The organism is Odoribacter laneus YIT 12061 (genome assembly GCF_000243215.1).
Taxonomy (GTDB): Bacteria; Bacteroidota; Bacteroidia; order Bacteroidales; family Marinifilaceae; genus Culturomica; species Culturomica lanea.
The window spans coordinates 2,124,352-2,145,441 of sequence record NZ_JH594596.1 but is presented as its reverse complement, the minus strand read 5'-3'; the positions used below and the strand labels follow the sequence as shown (position 1 = coordinate 2,145,441).

Below are 21,090 nucleotides of genomic sequence, written 5' to 3'. Positions count from 1 at the left end.
GAAATTGTTTGATATATTCCGTATGCAATCATTTTGACAAAAGTACATTATTTTAATTATTGAATTATTCTTAATTCTTCTATCATCTGTTCTTTCAATAAAAATTGTTCTTCTTTTATCTCGTCAATTTCTGATTCACTTAAAACTGCAGACAAAATTTTCTCATCGATCTTCCGGATTTCATTGGAATAATATTTAATAATCTCTGCTCTTTCTATTTTACCTTCTTTTATTAACTGATTATAGCTATCTAACGCTTTATCTATATCTATCTTACCGCTCATCATTCCTTCTTTATACCTTCGGAGGCGGCTTTCTGTCTCTTTCAATTCATCAAGTGCATCAAAATATTTTTCATTGATTTTAGCCTGGCTACTATAAATACTTCCGGTATTATAAAAACGATTCAGAATAGGAATTTGTCGTGCCTCTATAGTATTGGTTCCTGTTACAGCCCACTCCCCGGTATCATATAAAGTTTTCATGGCCTGATTTATTGTTGTAAAAGTTCCTCCCAAATAAGCTTCAAACAAATGTTCTAAGGCTGCCGGATTTGTAACGTTGACTTCAGTATTTAACAATTCAGATAGGACATTCCCGACACGATCTAATCCTCCACGAGTTGCATAATCACCACCCGTTAAATTATTCAATACTTCGGAACTTTTTACGAAAAATCCTCCTGTACCTCTGTATGCTCGCTGATATTCAGGCAAATACTTATTATTTTCATTCACCTTGGCTATAGGCCGCCCCGTAAAATCCCGGTTATAAAAATAAGATTGTGCAATAGGCTTCATAGCGTCTGGTATAAAAGGCGTATCACCCCCAACAGGATTTAAAGGCAGGAGGTCTAACATTCCCATAATTACTTCCCCACAGGCTGTTTCTCCGGAAGCATCTCCGGTCATATACCGGAATGCACTGTCTCCCCAGCCAAAAAGTGCTCTTAACTCAATGGGTAGGGGAATCGTAACAAATCCATGCTTTTTCCCAAGATAAATACATAGGTTATTTTTACGGACATAGTCGGGCAAATTTAAATACTCTTTTAAAGCATCATCCCCTCCCAGAGCCATTAACAAAGTAGGAACAATTACTCCCATCGCCGCGTATGTAGCGACAAGGCTGGCAGTACGTCCCGGATATTTAATAGCCATTCCAGTCACATTTGCCAGCGATTGAACTGCAGCATTAAAAAAAAGGTATAAGCTACGAAATATGTGGGCACCATACGCACCACTGCCTTTTCTATTAAAATTAACGGTTACTTCTTTTGCATCGCTAACGGACTTTAATACGGTGCGTCCCATTTGACGACTTGTCATATAAGTAGAGAAACGGCTTAAATCTTCTGCCCAGCGATTCCCTGCCTCAAAGAAATCAACTATTTTTATACCGGTTATTAAAATTTTATTTTGATGGGTATTTTTTATTTCTCGGTTAATTAATTTTTTAAATTTCTCAATATTATAAAGGGCTGTATACCCTGTTTCTCCGCCGTTTTCCAAAAACTCTTTAAATAGTATATCCTCTGGTTTATTATAATCTGCTTTACCATTTATATATCTTCGTACTGCTCCACTGGCAGCATATATATTTTGGACAAAACGATTACGATATTTACTACTTTCTTTGACTGACAACGTGGAAATTGAAAAAATCAGGTCCCTTGTCAGGTTACTAACCACAAAAGCCGGATTACGCGTTGTAAAATTGGCAGCCATTTGGCGATTCATAGTCCGGATCGCCTTTATTACCCGATTATTCGTCCTTTCCTCATCGTTCAGTCCGTTTATTGCTTGTGCAGGACGTGGGTCACCATGTATCAGGATGGCAAATTCTTCCCCATTTTGGCGTACACGAACAATATGTTCTTCTGATTCGCTATTAATAAGGCGTAGACCAACATTTAAACGACTCCGGCTAGAATAAGCTTTACCTTCAGCTTCCAAAACTTTCATCCTTTGATTAAAAGTTTCTACGTTCTTTCTGTACCTTTCAATATCATCACTATAATCTGGAAATACAGCCTCGTATAATGGCTCTCCTTGCTCATCAACACTACCAGAATCTTCATACCATACTTTATTCGTGCTCATTAAATCGGATGGATATTTTTGAGCAAGCCTTAAAAAATGCAATTTCATTAAATTTTTATTTCCGCCTATGATCGAGCTTTCTGCTATGTTAATGAGATAAGCAAATGGGTCATCGGCACGGGAACGCCTTCCTTCAGCAGATCGTAAAGGACTATTAAAAATATTTCCACTATCCGTAAAGTACTCAAAAACATCATGTGCAACTGTCTCGTCCCAACCTCGTAGTGGAATATAATTTTTATACATAGACTTAATCTTACAATAACAATCTCGATCAATCATACCAGAATCATACCATTTTTTTAATGAGTAGTTTGTTGCATCATTTATACTTTGCCATAAATTATTCACCTCATCTGGATGATGCTCTTCAATTTCTTTTATATATCTTTCTATATCAGCGTCGGGTACTTCATCCGCTATTACTGAAATTCCTGCAAAATCAGTATTCTCTAGTTCCTTCAATTTTAATTTGCGTTCCATATCCAACTCTCGCATTTTTTCTAAATAAATAGCTTCACCGTCTTCTTGTCGTGTAAGTTCGATTTTATTCATTTCTGGGATATACCATTTATCCACCTTACGTTTTTTCATATATTCATTACGCTCTAATCCATGCTTAAGCATCACATAATTTTCTATATCTCTCCTTGACAACCTTCGGTTTTCCAACGCAGCGATAGCTTTAACTAAAGGAAGCAGATTATTATTCCTGAAGTACTCTGTTTCATAAGTATTCCTAGAAGCTAAAGTATTTTCGTACAGATAAGCATTCATATAATCAGGTAATTTTCGCTCTATTTTCTGCTCTATGAGATCCTGCATTTTCTTTACAGCAAGCATACGATCCTGATAGGCCTCTGTAAACCGGAAAGAATGGGATGTAATTAAATTATGCAACTTAACTTTTTCAATTTGATCTATTTCCAATTCCGTTGCAGTATCCAATTGAACATCATAACTCGTTTCCGCTTCACGAAAATAGGTATAGTCCTTCTTGGCGTAATTTGCCATTTCTAATACAGAACTCCGGTTTTGTAATTTCCGGACACCCTTCCAGAGCAAATACATTAAATCTTGATCTGTTAGCTTTAAATCAATCCCGACACGCCTGAAAAAATTCCGTATGATAGCTTTGATCCTATTCCATTGTGTCATTTCCGTATACCCTTCAGCAAATGAAGCAACATATTCTTGTGCTGCCAACAAACGATTATCATTATATTGTTTCAACCACTTGATCCTCGCTTCCTTACTCATGGATCTCAAAACCTTTTCACTAAACTGCCCTATATTTTCACCCAATAACCCTTGTATGCCTTTGTGACCGACTAACTCATGCAGTATAGACCTTTGTGCATCTTTCACGCTTGCGATTTCATCCAACACAATGTAAGCTTTACCAGATGAGGGAATAAAAACACCAGGATAACGACTATCTTCCTTCATACGTTTAAATACTTCAAGCGGTAACTCTCCTCGGTTTTGGATTAGAGTAAAATCAATACCTAGCCGACGCTTAAATCTTTCGATTTCCCGAATAATTTGTTCTTTTTCAATTTTCTGTAGATTTTCCGATTCTCTAAACATCGGTTGTCCAGTTAACACGCTTGCTCTCATTTCAGGTGTTATTTCTACACCCCACATTATTCTTCCTGCTTCCTCTACTTTTGGTAAAATAAAATCTTTAATTTGAGAATCCCATTTTTTTACGTATTTGCGAACAAAATCCAATAAAGTTTTATCATAAAAAGTTATTACTTTTTCCCCACCTAACTTCAGACCATTTCCCTCAATGGTGCCGAAATTTTCCGATGACGAAATGATTTCTTCTGTTAGTTCATAACCTAAATAATTGTCCAAATCGGCTTTCTGTATATTGTTGAAAAAATAAGTCACACCTCTTTTATCCAATTCCAGATTATAAATATCTCCTTTATTTTTCCACCGGACAAAATCTACTTTTTGCCTCAAATCATATCTGTCTGCTTGTTGTTTGCCTTTTGTCCATGTAACAACATCATATCCATTTTCTGCTGCATATCTTAACATTCGCTTGAATGCAACTTCATGCCAATTCTTTTCAAAAGGAGCATCAGGTATATAATCCCATTTACCAAAACCAGTATAATATCGGTTATATATATCATTAACGGTCTCAATATCTAAACCACTTTCAATAATTTCCTGATTGATTTTATTTATAAATTCGTCATACTGAGTTGAAGTAATAATACCATAAACCTTCTGTAAATAATAATTCTGCATTTTTTTAGCAAAGGGAAATTCTTGCTTTTGCTCCAATTCGTTAAAGTAATCTGACACATAGCCCTTCGTTTTCCCATTTTGGTGACGTTGACTTTGTATTTCATCTATAGCAAGTACTTTTTTCCCATTTTTATCTACCGTATCCCCGAATCTAATCCAAACAACAGCTTTACCACCTGCTACATCACCAAAATGAATTGCATCCGCTTTATTCCACTCTTGAACAGAAGGAACGACTAATACAAGTTCTTTGTATAAATCTAAACCTTTTGTAGTGTGTTTTAATCGGACATCATTGATAAGACCGTATGCAATAGCATTGCTCGCTTCTTCAAAACTATCAAAATAATTCCGGTTGAGAATATAAGAATCTATGTTAGGATCGTATAAAATATAATGGTCATTATAATTATAAATCTCAATGTCCGCAATTCTATTTGAAATAGCTTGTTTAAATTCATCTTGATAAACCTCTCCGTCGATAATACGTTTTCTTAGTTTAGTTATATCCTCTTCATCTTTAATGTGATGGTGCGCCACTACATTAGCTTCTTCCGTTTTTAAGAAAGTGTAATATTTTGTCTCCGGAGTTTCTTGACTTTTCTTCCAGAATTCCTTTGAGGGTAGGCCTTGAAGTTCTGTTTCAAAGAGTGGTATTTTATTAAGAGATATACATCTTAATATATCTTTTTTAGTAAGGATCTTGTTATTTTCAGATTTTAACCAATCTGATAACCCCAGCCATTTATCTTCTCCAACTTTCAACCCCCCATTATTTTTCAACATAGATAACCATTGAAGTGATGTAGCTTTATCTTGTTTAATAGACATAACTGCATGTTCCGCATTAGAATAAAAGATTTCATTTTCTATTGGCTCTATTTCTCGGAATAAAACATCATATCCTTTTTCAGTTTTTCTATTTACGTCTTCTCTGAAATACTCCGCATCTTCTGATCTATTGAAATTAAATCCTTTGGTAAAATTACTCCATTTACCATCGTATTTTCCGGCAGATTTTTTTAAACGCATAAAATCGTTCCGGGTGAGCCTGTTACTTAACTTTACAACAAATAGATCAGCACCTGTTTTAGTATGCTTCGTTTTAATAATAGGTAAGGCTAATACATCGTTACTTTCATTATTATTAATAGTAGAAGGAGCATCCGGAATAATCCGTTCAAGTGTTTCACTAATTTCAGCCTCTTCGACCAGATTCTCGTCTATTGTTTCTTCAAGGTTTATTTCCTCTGCTTCTTTCTCCTCAATAGCTTTAGTATCAATTCCCGTTTCATTCAACACTTCTTTTTGCATCTTATCCTCCAACTCTTCAACTTCCATCCTTAGATTCTCTAACTTTTCCAGTTTATCAAAAGGTTTTTTAATTTCTTCCTTTAAAATGGGTATTTTTATATCATTTTGTTGTTGTCGTTCTTTAATAGCTGCTAGATTATCTTTTACCCGACCAATTAATTTTGCAAAAGAAGTTAAAAAGCCTTGACCAAATTTTATTTCTGAACTGATTTGGGAATCTGCACTATCAGTTATATAAAAGGAATATTGGATAGATTCGGGATGGACAATGCTAGTCAATCGAATTACTATCGGATTTTCATGTCCATTTAAATAAAATTTATAATGATGTTGGCAAGCATCTTTAACACTTTTGACTCTGAGTTTTTGAAAAAATGCCTCTAATACCTCTCCAAACTTTTCAGTATAAATTTTATCATCAATTTTCAACAAATTAATTTTACCATCGGGAAAAAACTGCGAAACAGTTTTTTGTATCTTCTCTGCTTCTTCAATTTTGTTTCTATAATAAGTTATTAAATATTGGGCATCTTTTAATTGTTGGTTTAACTCAACCTGACGACGTTCAAAATTCTTTTTCGCCATTTCTAACTTCTTCAGCTCATAATTACGTTGTTGATGCAAAATAGCATATTGACTACCTGAAAGCGTTGCCATCATCTGATTGAAATTTAAATCACTTGCGTCATCTTCTGCTGCTAAGTCTTCGATCTCTCTACCTAAGTTTTCACCTTTCATCATTTGATTAATAAAATTTTGCTTAATCAAAAGTCGTTGATAAGCCGTTGCATCTAACGTTCTTTCTACACCGTAAGTAAGTATCTCTATCGGGATACCCATTTCAGCGTGCATATTACCTTGTCGCATACCCCTTCCATTTCGTTGTTCAAAGTCCATAGGACGGGGAGGAGCATCAACATGATGTTCTGCTGCAAGACGTTCTTGTACATTTACCCCAGTTGACATAGTTTGTCCGCCAATCATAATGCGTTTTTCTCCGCTATTCACTTGTTCAAATAAATGTTCTCGCTGTGAATCACTATATTCAGTAAAGATTGCTATTTCGTTTTCCGGAATTCCTTTTACGATTAATTTGCGCTTTATATCCTTATACAGATTAAAGTTCAAAATGCCTTCTTTTTTTTTGGAAGATTGATACATATCACAAAATACCAACTGTGTTCCTTTATAAGATGAAGTAGATTCATAAATTCTAAAAACTTCTGAAACCACACGATTTGTCTTACTCCCTGGATCATCGGGAAAGTCTGGATTAAGTAAACGTAAATCTATTGCTGCTTGTTTTGCTTGATTAAAGACAACTAGAGGGATATGTCGCAATTTCTGTTTCTTTTTTCCAGATAATTTTTCCCAATCCTCCAGTTGCTTACGCAAGGCACACATAATCGTTTTTAATCCGTCGCTCTGCTTAATGATAATTTGAGTAAAGCTATTATTCTTTAATTTAGGTATAGTATTTTTTTCTTTGAACTCTTTTATATCTTCCGTTAGAACTACATCCGTTCTTGCACGGAATGCAGTAAGTAATTCAGGTAGATTTACGTAACTTTTAAAGCGGTCTACTATTTTGAACGATCCTGCTGCTGTAAATTCTAACGAGGGCTCAATGGCACCGAAAGTCGTTGCAAATTCATCGAAACTTTTGATATTGTATTTCTGTTGAATATCCGGTGCAATATAACGTAACATAGTGTATAGCTCCGCCATTGTGTTAGTGATGGGTGTACCTGTTGCAAAAACAACATTTTTATTACCGGTTACTTCTTGTATATAACGCACTTTCATATACATGGAGAATGCTCTCTTGCTTCCTCCTTTATCAATCCCCTTAACATTTGCAAGCTTAGTAACAAATCCCAGTTTTTTATAAGCATGTGCTTCATCTACAAATAGGGCATCAACTCCCAATTGTTCAAAGGTTCGTATTTCGTCTACTTTCCTGTCTGCTTGTCGGGATATTCGCTTTATTATTCCTAATTGTTGGTTCGCTTTCGTTTTAGTTGTTTTTACTTTTGGATCAGCAGAATCTTTATTCAAATTATTTAAGGTTTCATGAAACTCTTTTAACTGTGAACTTAATTGAGAATGAAGTGTTTTTTCTTCATGTGGGTCAATATTATTTAATAAATTTTCTAATTCTGAAATTTGTTCTTTGATATAGGCTTTCTGTCGCTCCGGATTATCTGGTATCATTGTAATGAACGATTGTGGAACAACAATAGCATCGTAATCGCCATAACTGATTAGATTAAAAAGACGGATCCGATTTTTAGCATCTGTCTGCTTTTTTGTCGGTGAAAGAATTTTTGCAGTTGGATATAAAAGTTTGAATGAAGAAATAAACTGTTCTATTGTTTGATTGTGAACTACGATCAATGGCTTCTTCGCTATCTTTAAACGACGCATTTCCATTGCAGCCGTTATTATTGTATAGGTTTTTCCAGAGCCAACTTGGTGTGCTAGTAACGTACATTCCTGTAAAATTCGGGGAATAGCTTTCCGTTGATGTTCTCGAAGTGTTATATCTGGATTTGCCCCTGGGAAATGTAAAAAAGAAGGTGCTGTATATTGTTTTTCTTTATATCCATTATAACCCTCATTATACAATCTTGCAACTTCATTAATAAATTCTTCATTTCCTGATATATAATCAATAAATTCATCCTCTATGTCTGATAATTTACTTTGTGCAACTGCCGTTTCTTCTAGATTTTTCACCCTCATTTCTTTTCCGTTTTCCTTGAAAACGTCAAAAATTATTGGTTGTGATAAATTCAGTCCTTTATAAATTAATTCTAATCCTGAAATTCGTTTTGTTCCATAGACAGTTTTATTCTTAGCATTGTGAGAATTATTAATGTCAGTTATAATCCACTTGTTTAGGGTTGGAATATAACGTACAGTTGCAGATATTTCTAATTTATCTTTAATGAACTTCTCTATATATTCACTAGGAATAAAAGTTGTACCTAAACGAAAACGAATTTGCGAGGCTGGAATATCGTTAGGAATAACCTTTTCTAAAGCTTTAACATTTGCCGTAAAACGTTTATCTATCTCAGCAGCTTTTTTAGCTTCATCTAATTTTGTCCGGACAAAACCAGACAAATAATTATCTTTGTCTTCAACTAAACCCGTAACAGGATTTTCAAAACCTAATTCCTTATCCAATATTTTATTTTTCGCCTCATCTTCTGTTACACCTAATAGCTTTGCAACATAGGACAAATTAAGATTACCACGATAAGCTGCGGAAATACGCATTGCGTCTTCTAATGACGAGGCTATATTCGGCTCAGTAACAGGAAAAGAAATCCGTTTATAAAAAATATCGGATTTTTTAATAAAAAATTTTCGTTTAAATTTACCGTTGCCGTCGGCAACATATTTTGATTCAATTTTTTCGAGAGCATAAACACTACTCCAGTCTACGTCATTATCAGTAAGGAAACGAAGCTTGAGATTATTGTAAAACTGTCCATATTCCCCGACAAAACTGTCGTATTGTTCATTTAGATGTTTACGTAATTCTTCAATATCTTCACTACCATGTACTTCAGCATCTACCAGATTATTAATTATTTCACGAACATCAATGTAATGTTTGGCGACCTGACGCTTTGATACATGTTTCCCTTTAATATTAGTAATATATTCATTTACCCAATGTGGAACTATCAATTCTCCATTTGATACCTCACGAATCTCACCATCACGAATAATAAGAGAACCTTCTTTATCACTTTCTTTTGCCAATTCCATGCTTCTGTTAATCTCTGCTTGAGTATCAGTTATATTTGTGGCGAATTTTTGTATTGCCTCGTTTAAGATTTGTGATAAATTTTCGCCTGCTTTTGGTTTCAATGTAAAATCATCTGCACTGTATAACTTCCCTTTGTTTGCTTGATAGGCTAACATCGGTTCTCCCAACATCATATCAGGATTTGCTACAAAATATTCATTTACATCTATCGTAATTGGTGTATTATCTTGTTTTTTTGTTTCTTTTAAGGGCAAAGCGTACCGGAATGGCTGTCTATACGGAGAGATACCATTGTTATCCCGTTTTCGGAATACAACAATGTCAGTAGTAACTTCAGTCCCTGCATTCTGTGAAAAAGCATTATTAGGTAATCGGATTGCACCAACAAAATCAGCATTTCCTTCATTGCTGACCCATTCCCGGAATTTAGCACTAGCACCATTATCAAGAGTACTGGTGGATGTAATAAATATTCCTAAACCTCCGGGATTAAGTTGCCTTATACCTTTTGCAATAAAATAATTATGAAGAGAAAATTTTGATAAATCTTTATTGGAAGCATCATAGGGTGCTATCTTGCCAAACGGTACATTTGTAATTATCAAATCAAAGGCTCTGTCCTTTGAATTTTCATACCCTGTTACTTTTACTATAGCATCCGGATACAGTAGTGACAAAATACGTCCTGTGATAGAATCTAATTCATAAGCTGAAATTATTGATTTACTTGCTAAATGAGAAGGCATAAGCCCTAAAAAATTTCCTGATCCTGCTGCTGGCTCTAGCACTTTCCCCCCCTTGAATCCTAACCTTTCAGCAAGCCCCCATAAAGAAGTAACGATATGACCCGGTGTATAATGGGAATTAATAGTGGAGTTTATGGCTGATAAAAACTCATCTTCTGTAAAAAGTTCTGTTAATTGTTTATGAAAATCTCCATATTTCTCAGACCAGTTTTGACTATGTATCTTATCTTTATTGAGGACTTCTGACAATCCTCCCCAACCAGAGTATTGGGAAAGTTTTTTTTGTTCTTCACTAGTAGCAATCCGATCTTCGCTTTCAATTTTTTTTAAAAGCTTTATTACTTCTAGGTTAGCTTTGATTTTGGCTATTTCTCCTTTAGGTACTATGTTGATAGGATCAAGGATAACATAGTTCCGACTATTTTTTATAAGGGCATGTTCAAATATACCTCTATCTGCGCTATCTGTTCCGAACTCAATGATTCTGGCATTTCTTTCGGCTCCATTCTCATTGGGCAAAGAACTGTTTCGTTCATAATCTCCTGCGCTTCTATCCAATTCTTTCCTGTTTTCATTTCGGCTTCTTTCACGTCTATTGCCTTGTTTACTACTTTCGCCAGATAATCCTTCAAAGTGTCCTCTTTGTACATCCGATATATTTCCTCTGGCATCCATTCGAGCATCCACAATACCTTGATTTTCGCTTCCGGAGTCCGGTAAGGTTCCAATTCCGTCATCTCTTCTTTCATTATTTCTATTTACAAGTTTCTTTAAATAATCATCAATTGCTTTCTCAAACTCTTCTGCTATCTTAGTAACAGAAGCATCTGTAGTATAGAATAGGTTCTGCTCATAAGCGGAACTTTCTCCTTTTTTTACGACCCTGAACGTGAATTTTTTGTCAGGTATATAGCTATTAAATTGTTCATTAAGTTTATAACCAATAGAAGCATAAATCCCTAAATTAGAATTTGACTTCCATATTGTAAAAGTCGCTTCACCACCTGCAGGAGGTAAATTAACCCGACAATATTCAACTTTCCCTTTTGCATTCCTGTTTAATTCCCAGCCTGTGACTCTTTGTAAAGCTTTCACAAACTTACGAATATCCTTTTTAATATTTTTCGCTACTTCTACTGAAGGTCTTTCATGCGTAATATTGGTGATTGAATAAGTTTTTAAAGGAAATCGCTCTATAACATCCCGGATAGAGGCACTTGTTTCTTCAGAATTGTTAAAAATTTTTTTTTCAACTTTCTCATTTCTTTCCGGAACAATTTTAGGAGGGCTTCCTATAATTACATGTTCTTCATCCCAACCTTTATCTCTAATTTGTTTTTTTAGATTTTCCTTCTCATCGGGAACGTCTAAGGATTTCCCGAACGTCTCTTCTATACGCTGTATTAATTGCTCTAAATCAGCAATTTGCTTCTTTAAGACAAACCCATCATTTGTCTTATCTAATTCTTCTTTTCGGGCATATAAAGTCTTTAATTCATTTTGGTAGCGAGAGTAGCGTTCTTTAACTTCCTCTGTAGCTACTTGCTTTGCCCTTGTCTCATCAACATTAAATATACTAATAAATTCCGAAGAATCCATGTCTTTAGCGATAATTTCCATCCCCGGCATGTGCTTTGCTCCTAAATAAATGGCAACTAAATACGGCTTTATTGAATCACCAATATCCGATACCATACTTTGAGCAAAATCCGAAAATTTTCTTGCTCCGGCTTCTATATGAAATGCAGCCATCTGTATTCCGATAGAAAGTAATTCCGGATCAAACCCTACATTTAGCTGCCCCTGCGTTTTATCTTTCCACAACTTTTTTAATTCGTCATATTGCTCGCGACTTACTAACTTATTATTTGCACCAAATACTTTTTTATGGGTTCTGGGCTGATTAGATTCTGTATCCGTTTTTTCTGGTTGATGAGTATTTTTCTCATGATTCAATTTTTCTTTACCGGGAATCTCAAGAATATTCTCTTCTGTTGCGTTTTCCTGACTTATGATTTCATTTATAGCTTCTCTAGTTTCTTTATTTTCTGTTAAAGGTGTAATTTTATTATCAGTTACTTTAGCTGTTTTGAGATCCGTCAACATTTCTGCCTGATCGGTATTTGTATTTTCAATGGAAGGTATAAGTCGATCAATACGCCCCAAAATCCCAAACTTCGTTTTTTCTAAAGGATTATCAGGATTTGTTTTGGGTAATTCTGTTAGTTCAAAATGAATATTTTCACCGTTATAGTCCGCATTTAATCGCTCAATAAACTTTTTCCCTTTATCAAATTCCGATTTTGTAAAAGTCTTGTCTAAAATATATGTTCCATCTTCTTGTAATGAGGCAGTTAATCCTGGTTCAATTTCAAAATTTTTTATTTCTGAAGTAACAGAAGATTCGGAAATACCTGTTTCTCCTTTAGAGAGATTATTTTCTAAAGTTGATTGATCTTGAAGTGGAGTAGTACGTATAATATCTTTTTTATTAACGACTGTACCATCAGACAAGAAAACACTTTCAGCATCAGAATAGGCATCAATAACTGTCCCTTCTATCTCGTCGCCATTATAATTTCGGTACACTATCGGATCGCCATTATTTATATGCTCACTTAAATTAGTTTCATCTTGAACGATCTCTTGTTCAGGTGAATTATCAACTTCGCGAAGTTCTGCTTCAAGATTCTCTCGCATAGTTAGAACATTGACAATATTCTCTATCCTCTCAATTCGCGAAGAAGAAACGACTTGCATTTCTCCGGCTTCATCTTTATAAAACAATTCCTTAGATGAATTTGTAACATCTGCCATTAGGGTTCCTGTTCCATTCTCAGTCACGACTACATTTCCTTTAATGATGTATACGGGATTATCTTCTCCAGAAAGAACAACCTCCTGTATAAAACCCTCCTCATTTGTAATTTGAGATGTTGCAATGTCAAAATCATGTAAGGCAGTTTGTATTGCAAGTTCTTTTTTAGCTTGTTTATCTGTCTCATCGGCTTTTAGATTGTTCCAGTCTTTGTATTTATTGGCTTTTTCAGTAAAATCTATTAATGTATTAATTTGATCTTGCTCATAAGCTCCGCTTCTTGCAATCGTTGCGAGTGTCATTTCTTGTTCAGCAGGCGACATAAAAGTTAATCCACGAACAAAAGTTTCGGTATCTTCATTTGGAAATGTATTTATAAGATTCTTTTTGGCATTGTTAAACGCTTTTCTGCTTTGGCTTTTTATGATCCGGTTACGAATAGCAAAGGGTACACCGGCCATCGAAAACTGTGCTCCACCAGCAGCACCGTAGACAAAATTTTCCAATGCTCCTTCCATTGGATCCCATTTATCCGTTGCTCCAGTACAATAATCTGTTATATTCTCGCTGATTTGAGTAGCAACTTCTTCTAATCCTTCACTAACAGGCATCCATAAGACACCATATTTTTTAAACATACCATCCAACCAATTTTCAAGATTACTGCGGACAATGCTTTTCGCTTCATCCGCCCCATGTTTCAAAACAAGTCTTTTAAACTCCCTTCCTATGGCTGCATCCCCTAACTTTTCGAAAAGTGCATTAAAAATGCCCGTAGCTACTGAGTTATAAATTTTCATAGCTTCAGACATATCCTTTGTTTCAGGACTTTGGTCTAATTGATCGTATTTTTGTACTCCGGCAGTTGCTCCGGTTAAGGCAAGTCCCCAACCACCTCCAGCCATTGCCACAATACTTTGGGCTAGGCTTTCAGAAGCTGTTAGAAATGCCTCACCAACCATTCCTGCATAATCGCCTTCTTTTGCTAATTCAGTGAAATTTTTACCCGTATACCGATCACTTCGCTGCCTTAATAAATCCGCATAACTGTAAGTATTGTCTGCTTGTTCACGTAACCAAGTTTTATATACTTTATCTGGATGCTTTTGCTCCCAATTCTTTTTTATCATGTCTGCAATCACACCACCAACAGGGTCTATTTTAGTTAGCAGCTTATCTGTTTTATCTGCTAAATTATACAGATCACCATTAAATTGATATACACTTGCTCCAAATCGTTCAATCAAATCTCCGACATAAGTATTCCAGAACCCCGGTTTCCGGTCATTTTTTTGTTCAGATTGCTCATTTTCAAAATAGTCGTCCGGCAAAGGCTTCAATTCATTTGCTTTAACTAAATATACCTGTTTCTTAGAATCTGTGACTTCGGTGTATCCGTCTGGATCGATTCTATCACTGACATCGACAATAATGTCCTGACCAAAACTATGGTATAACATTTTACCAGTTGAAGAAATTTCAGGTTTTGATACTTCATTTCGTATGCTATCTTGTGAAGTGGATAGATCCGTATGTGATAATGTATCATTTTGATTGAAAAGTTTATCAACGATGTTATTAATAGTTTCCTCCCGGTCTGCTTTTGGTTTTATCTTTGTAACGTCAATAGGCATAACATAGAAATTAAGCTGCAATTTTTAAACTTTCATTATTTAATAGTCCTTGTTCAATAACATTGGAATAAGCCTTATCAAATTCTTTGATACACTCAAAAAGATACATTCCAATTTCGGGAATAACAGCATTTCCACAATCTTCTATTCTTCTAATGTCCAGTCCAGTGGAAAACCCATCATCCATTCGTACACGTTCATAGTTTGACTCGGAGTTAAACCGTTTAATTGGCATTGGTATAATGTTTTGTCTTGATGTCCATTTTGATAATATTTCTTCAACTGGCATGAAGATTTGAGAATGATATATGCGTCTGATTTTGCTGGGGTAGGCAATAACAAAAATTCTTTCTCGCCGATGCGGGTAGCTAAATTGGGTAGCTTGTAAACATTGCCATTCACAGTCATACCCGATTTGGGTAAGATCATATAGCACTTTTTCAAATCCTCTGTTGGCAAGTAGTGGGCTATTCTCAATGATGACATAGCAAGGTCTAACCTCGTGTATAATTCGGGCGAACTCTCGCCATAATCCTGAACGTTCACCTTTAATTCCGATTTCTCCATTTCTCCATAAATTTTTATTTGAATTATTTCCTATTGATATATCTTGACAAGGAAATCCACCACTAATAATATCTACATAAGGAGGATTACTAAGCGTACACACATCTGAATATTGGTAGGAGTTAGGGAAATGTCTTTTCAAAATTTTTCGTTTATGCTCCTCATATTCACAGTTCCATAATGTTGGTATACCAGACATTTTTGCTCCTAAATCAAATCCTCCAATCCCAGAGAAAAGACTTCCATGAGTGTATTTTCTTATTTCCATATTTAAGTTGTTTAAGCTGCTAATTCTGAATTATTATCCCACAAGCGAAGTTGTTTCTTTTCTGCCAGATATACTTTTTTGCTTTTACCTGAACACCACCAGTTAAGAACATCTTCAGCATCACTAAAATCCAGATAACGTCCAACTTTACGTAATTTTATGATTGTGTTTATATATGCTTTACGATGCAAAGGATACATCATAAGTTCTCGTCGCTGAGCTTTATTGTTCATAGGGCAACCAATACAACCTATTCGCTTAAATACAGAATAGAGCGAACAAATTTCAATACCCCTTTTTCTTAGAAATTCAAAAACTTCACGCGTAGTCCATTCGAGTATGATAGAAAGCAACAACTTATCAGCTCCATATTTACATTCCATAGTAAACTCTTGCCGTTTTGCTCTACGATAACTTTCTTCCTTACGCACCCCGATAATTGTCAGTTCGTTTAGTCCACGACGTTCTTTTAAAATTTCACAACAAAATCGACAATTGCGCAAGGGGAGTATTTTTTTATCCAAAATTAATTGGAACATTGTACGTTCTGGTTTTAGCCAAATTACTTCCGGATAATTCGTCCGAATAAATTTTAGCAATTCCGGCGGATCAACAGAAGTTTTATAAAAAAATGCTCTGAATTTTACTCCTGCCATTTTACAGAGCTCTAAAATTGTTTGACTATCTTTTCCTCCTGAAAAGGCAACATGATAGCCGAAAGGGGAATATTGCAACGCAACTTTTTCCATTTTCCTTATTAACCGGATAGATTCATAAATCTTATTACTTAGAACTGTCATTCCTGTATCGCTTTTAGTAGTGCTTTCACATCTTCTTGCTTGAAACCTTGTGATTTCAAAAAATTTGCAATTTCCGATAAAGCTTTTATTTCATCTTTCTGGTATTTTTGGGCAAGAGCCGAAATTGCTCTAAATTGAATCTCGGTCAATTGGGGTATTTCTGGTTTTGGAATTGGTGTACCGTCTTGAAATTTTTTGTCAGCGATGCTTTCCAAAAAACCTATTGCGTCAGGATTATCATACATAAACTGTTTGACGTATTCTTCCTTTTCGGAAGGTTTAAGAGAACCCAATTTCTCTGCACTTTTCAGAAGAGGATATATTTTAAAAAGATCATTCTTAATCTGATTAAAAATTTGAGTATAATTTGCTTTCCATTTCTTCTCCGCAACACGATAAGTCATACCCGTTTGACTATTATAAAAATCAATATAACCTTTAGGAGTATCTTTTTGTATAAGTTGATGTCTTGCTTTATCCCAATCTAATTTCTCTCTTTTCAGCTGATTACTGGCAGCAAGTTGACGGATACGTAATTTTTGTTCTTTCTCATCATTTTTCAACTTATCATACCGGTAATTCATTTCTCCTATAAAACGCTTATTGCGGAAATTAGCTTCTCTCATTTTTGCTAATAAATTCAATAGTGCAGCCCGGTCATGCTGATATAAACTTTGATTTCCTTCTATATCTTTCATTTGCGCACCGATCAATCCGTTATCATAGACTTCTTTATCTTTTTTATAAACATCTTTCAAACGTTGAATATTTAAATCTGCTTGATGGGAAGCAGATAATCGAGGATCTCGTTTTTCAATAAAACTACCTTGTGTAGCTGCAATAGATTGGATAATAAGAGAAAGAGCATCTCCTAAACTAGCTAAATTACGGGATGCCTGTAAACGTTTCTCATCTGGCTCAACGGGAGAAGTTTTGACTACTTTATACAATTGCTCATAAAATGGTTTGGTTGATTGAGGGTCAAAACCATTATATAATTCCGAAATTCGTTCAGGGGAGAAGACCGACAAAGCTGCTTTAAAATCTTCTTCTGGCATAGAAGGGGGTTTAAGTTGCAATAACTTCTTCTCGTCTTCTACCGATTTTTCATTTTGTTGTTCTTCATTCCCACCTTTTCCCTCATTATAAATATAATCTAAAAGTCCCATAACTACTTTTTAAACAGACTACTTAAAAATCCATTATCTGCTTCTGCAAAAGATTCCGTCAAACTGTTTAAACCGTTTTGCATTAAATTTGACCATTGCGTAGCATTCTGATTATGCAAATTCATTTTTTGTCCATAAACATTTTGTAACTGCTTGTTCAGATTATTTCTAAAGTTCAAATAACGATTCATTACATTTTCTTTAGCATTACTACTGTTTGCTGCTATTCGTGAAACCGTATCCGAATATGTATTATTTGATAATTCTTTAGCTTTTGCCATTGATTCTGGAGTAGCACCAGTAATTACAGCCCGTTGTGCTGTTGCTTGATTCTCACGTTTTAATCGTTCTCTAAGCATTCTTAAGGCTGCTTGATTTTCTGATCTTTGTAAAAAATCCTGATAATATTCTCTGTTAAAAAGAGTATCATTAAATGCTCTTTCTTGATTTATTTGTTCCTGGGCTTCCTTTAATGCTTTTGCTGCTTTTTTGCGTTCTTTACCTGATTTTATTCCTCCAAAAAGGGAAGATCCAATACCTGTAATTCCTTTTACAATTGAACCAAAAAAACCACTACACAAAATATTTTCTCTAAAACTGATAAAACAAAGAAGTGTTATAATCGTCAGTAATACTAAAAACATTATTGTATGATTTTTATTTTTCATCTTTTTATAATTTACATCTCGACTGGTGAAGAAATAACTATTAGATTCACTTACAAGTTGTAAATTAGTAAACTTATAGAGGGCTTGACTTTCTTTGAATGGATAATAAGAAGGGTAATAATCAAGTATAGCATTCAATCTAATAGAAATGGAGCTTCTGTAAATTCTTGTTTTTTACAAGATAGATCGTTTGCCTAAATATATACAAAATAGAGATAAAATAGCTATTTATAGATAAATGAAAGGACAAACAAATAATCCTAATGGACGCCCTAAAGGTTCAAAAAATAAAATTAGTTCAGAAACAAAAGAACTGATTGCTAAGTTTGTAAATGATAACTTTGATAGTATAATGAAAGATTTAAAAAAATTGAAACCTGCCGAACGGGTATCCGCTTTTATTAATTTATTAAAATTTATTGTTCCTCCGGCGCGCGATAAAGAAACAAATGAGGAAACAACTTCTGTTGTGAACAATTTAATAAATCGTTTATTTCAGGATAACACTAAACAACCTGACAATAAACTTTGATTGCAAGCACATATTAACTTAATGAAAATATGTTTTAAATAAATTTTGAATTTTAAAATAATTATATTAAATTTGAAGAACCTCGCTTTCTGAGGTATATATTAATTTAAACTTAGCGGTTATGAAAAGAAAATTATCATTGACAGGATTGATGATAGCAATCATCGTCTGTTTTGGACTTACTTTGACGGCAAGTATGTCAGCAATTAAAGTAAGCGGAGTTGTATCCGATGAATTCGGTAGTGGTATTGAAGGTGTTGAAGTTTACTGTGTTCAAGACGAAACAAATAGTACTACTACTTGGAGTGACGGTAGTTATGACTTGTCAGTAATGTCAGGCCAGCAAATCAATGCACGTACTCCGGATGGTTATTCAAGTCAAAGTGATCAAACAAGTTCACCGATTTCTTCAATTAACAATGAAGTGAATTTTAGTTTTCATAGTTCTTCTGAATAACGTATTCGTACGATGATGCTTGTTTAGTTCAAATCGCCTTTTATAAAATCTGTAGAACAAGTTAAAACGTAAATCTTTTTGTGGGATTATTGCGTAAATTCTGCTCTACAAGGCTTAGGCGAGCCAAAACTATACAGATAATCGGAATAATCCCACTTTTTACGTCTAATAGCTAAGTTTATTAAAGATTTTTATATATTTGTTCCACAAAGAAAAAACTAAAATATAGAAGGTTGATTTAGGAAAAGGATAACATATAGTTATAAGGAGTGTAGCCAGTCTCAAAAATCGCCAAATTAATGAATCTCTTAAATACACTCATAGTTCGCAATAAAATTTGCGGGCTGTGGGTTAGTAGTTAGGAGATGGGGTTTGGCGATTCCGGAGACTGGCGAAAGCCCCAGTCCGCATTTTTTTACTCAATAATGAAATTATGATCTGACATTTGATACATAGAAATTAAGAATAATGAATGTAATAAGTCTCTAATCGCCAAAAATTACTCATCTTCTTATTTACTTCATTAACATCCACATAAAAGCGTGGAATGTTATTATCGTAAGAGATGAGGTTTGGCGATTTCAGAGGCTTACAATAATAAGTTTCACGCTTTATAATCTAAAAATGAAAACACTAGATTCCTCAAATCCGCTAATGGGAAGTGTTGGACTTGTAACAATCAGAATAGCTTTAGAAACGAAAAGAAAGATTATTATCAAGTTCGTTGCTTCCGAAGTCTCTCTAATGATAGGAGAAACAATTAGAAAAAACAAAAAATCATATAGTCATACATTTGATCCTGGCATATATGATATTATCCTTTCAGCTATTGAATTGCGAAAATTAGACGTTACTTCTTGTAATTGTGTACAACTTACCTTAATGAATTGTAACTATTTAAATAGGTTGTACTGTTCTAATAATTCTTTAAAGCATCTTGATGTAAGAGAATGTTGTAATCTTAATACTCTAGATTGCTCAAACAATAATTTAAAAGAACTTCTTCTCCCCAATATTAAAGATTCTTTAAATCATCTCCTATGTAATAATAATCAACTAGAAGAATTGAATGTTGCATATTTTACAAAATTGTTAATTCTGCAACTTGCTGGAAATGATTTTATTTCAATAAATCTTATAGGTTGTGACAAATTAATATATATAGACATATCTAATTGTGAAATTTATCCACATAACATAGCATCAACTGTTTTTGGCCTACCTATAAAAAAAATATCTGGTAAATTTTTATGTAGTATGCCTTCGGCCATGTCACCGATCCTTATTCAAGATATAAAAAGAAAAAATTGGAATTATGTATATGTTCCAAAGGAAAAGAAAAAAAACATTGAAAAAAAATGATATATCAGTCGTCCGCGAAACATACGTATTAGTGTTTGATAAAGAAGTACAAAGAATTAAATTAAATACTGTTTTACAACGTGCTCCGCCAGAAGAAGAAATTAATCATCAGGAAGCGGATCTTTGGGTAAGAATATTTGAGGAGAACATTTAAAAAGTCTTGCGAAAGCATTCAAATGCCTCAGGTTATATTTTGTATCTCGTGTTCCAGCTTCCACGTCTCCAATAAATCCGGAAGTAATTTTGGCAGCTTCTGCAAGGTCTTCTTGAGTAAAGCCTAATTCAGTTCTTAATGTTCTGACTTTATTAATTACATATTGATCTATAGCACATTTCATTACAACACTTTTTAAGATTTCAATAATGCAAGAAAGTGCTATTTTATTTTAAGTCTCACTGTCTATACACAGGAAAAATGGAAAAAGAAGTCAAATTTTAGTTTCTGCTAAGGAAAATAAATCTTGTTAACAGGATTAGATAAATCTGAAAGTGAGAAAATTTTGTTCTAACGTCTTGTATTGAATAAATCGCCTAAATATATTATCGTTAAGACAATAGACAAAATAGTTCACTGCTTATAGGCGTGAACTATGGATTCTAT

General features: G+C 34.3%; 9 protein-coding genes. 3 read left to right on the top strand and 6 right to left on the bottom strand.

The window, feature by feature from the left end:
• Positions 1 to 56 precede the first annotated feature (56 nt).
• Genes HMPREF9449_RS08900 through HMPREF9449_RS08880 form a run of 5 tightly spaced genes read right to left on the bottom strand, consistent with a single transcriptional unit; the run spans position 57 to position 18,138 of the window.
• Positions 57 to 14,666 carry an LPD38 domain-containing protein gene (locus tag HMPREF9449_RS08900; protein WP_009136926.1) on the bottom strand — a complete coding sequence of 4,870 codons (14,610 nt, stop codon included), beginning with the start codon at positions 14,664 to 14,666 and terminating at the stop codon, positions 57 to 59.
• A 10-nt stretch (positions 14,667 to 14,676) separates the two neighbouring features.
• Entirely contained in the window at positions 14,677 to 15,501 is an 825-nt protein-coding gene (locus HMPREF9449_RS08895; RefSeq protein WP_009136925.1) for a DNA cytosine methyltransferase, read from the bottom strand.
• Positions 15,502 to 15,512: 11 nt separating this feature from the next.
• Positions 15,513 to 16,250 (bottom strand): phosphoadenosine phosphosulfate reductase family protein, encoded by a 738-nt coding sequence (locus HMPREF9449_RS08890; protein ID WP_187118594.1) that lies wholly within the window; start codon positions 16,248 to 16,250, stop codon positions 15,513 to 15,515.
• Between the two features lie 47 nt (positions 16,251 to 16,297).
• Complete coding sequence (locus tag HMPREF9449_RS08885) at positions 16,298 to 17,470, bottom strand: hypothetical protein (RefSeq protein WP_009136923.1); 1,173 nt, start codon at positions 17,468 to 17,470, stop codon at positions 16,298 to 16,300.
• A gap of 2 nt (positions 17,471 to 17,472) precedes the next feature.
• Positions 17,473 to 18,138: a virion core protein, T7 gp14 family gene (locus tag HMPREF9449_RS08880; protein ID WP_040611301.1), complete on the bottom strand. Its 666-nt coding sequence runs from the start codon at positions 18,136 to 18,138 to the stop codon at positions 17,473 to 17,475.
• A 238-nt stretch (positions 18,139 to 18,376) separates the two neighbouring features.
• Here HMPREF9449_RS08880 and HMPREF9449_RS15890 point away from each other — a divergent pair, with 238 nt between their 5' ends.
• The 3 genes from HMPREF9449_RS15890 (at position 18,377) to HMPREF9449_RS08865 (ending at position 20,489) form a co-directional block, all read left to right on the top strand.
• Positions 18,377 to 18,670, top strand: a complete 294-nt coding sequence (locus HMPREF9449_RS15890; RefSeq protein ID WP_009136921.1) for a hypothetical protein — start codon at positions 18,377 to 18,379, stop codon at positions 18,668 to 18,670.
• Positions 18,671 to 18,791: 121 nt separating this feature from the next.
• Complete coding sequence (locus tag HMPREF9449_RS08870) at positions 18,792 to 19,127, top strand: peptidase associated/transthyretin-like domain-containing protein (protein WP_009136920.1); 336 nt, start codon at positions 18,792 to 18,794, stop codon at positions 19,125 to 19,127.
• 624 nt (positions 19,128 to 19,751) lie between these two features.
• Positions 19,752 to 20,489: a leucine-rich repeat domain-containing protein gene (locus tag HMPREF9449_RS08865; RefSeq protein ID WP_009136919.1), complete on the top strand. Its 738-nt coding sequence runs from the start codon at positions 19,752 to 19,754 to the stop codon at positions 20,487 to 20,489.
• A gap of 101 nt (positions 20,490 to 20,590) precedes the next feature.
• Here HMPREF9449_RS08865 and HMPREF9449_RS08860 read toward each other — a convergent pair whose 3' ends face one another.
• Positions 20,591 to 20,827 carry a helix-turn-helix domain-containing protein gene (locus HMPREF9449_RS08860; RefSeq protein ID WP_009136917.1) on the bottom strand — a complete coding sequence of 79 codons (237 nt, stop codon included), beginning with the start codon at positions 20,825 to 20,827 and terminating at the stop codon, positions 20,591 to 20,593.
• Positions 20,828 to 21,090 lie beyond the last annotated feature (263 nt).

What these genes read in the sequence shown, in the direction of transcription:
- HMPREF9449_RS08900 (WP_009136926.1), bottom strand. Translation starts at nt 14,666, where the DNA reads ATGCCTATTGACGTTACAAAGATAAAACCAAAAGCAGACCGGGAGGAA.
- HMPREF9449_RS08895 (WP_009136925.1), bottom strand. Translation starts at nt 15,501, where the DNA reads ATGGAAATAAGAAAATACACTCATGGAAGTCTTTTCTCTGGGATTGGA.
- HMPREF9449_RS08890 (WP_187118594.1), bottom strand. Translation starts at nt 16,250, where the DNA reads ATGGAAAAAGTTGCGTTGCAATATTCCCCTTTCGGCTATCATGTTGCC.
- HMPREF9449_RS08885 (WP_009136923.1), bottom strand. Translation starts at nt 17,470, where the DNA reads ATGGGACTTTTAGATTATATTTATAATGAGGGAAAAGGTGGGAATGAA.
- HMPREF9449_RS08880 (WP_040611301.1), bottom strand. Translation starts at nt 18,138, where the DNA reads ATGAAAAATAAAAATCATACAATAATGTTTTTAGTATTACTGACGATT.
- HMPREF9449_RS15890 (WP_009136921.1), top strand. Translation starts at nt 18,377, where the DNA reads ATGAAAGGACAAACAAATAATCCTAATGGACGCCCTAAAGGTTCAAAA.
- HMPREF9449_RS08870 (WP_009136920.1), top strand. Translation starts at nt 18,792, where the DNA reads ATGAAAAGAAAATTATCATTGACAGGATTGATGATAGCAATCATCGTC.
- HMPREF9449_RS08865 (WP_009136919.1), top strand. Translation starts at nt 19,752, where the DNA reads ATGAAAACACTAGATTCCTCAAATCCGCTAATGGGAAGTGTTGGACTT.
- HMPREF9449_RS08860 (WP_009136917.1), bottom strand. Translation starts at nt 20,827, where the DNA reads ATGAAATGTGCTATAGATCAATATGTAATTAATAAAGTCAGAACATTA.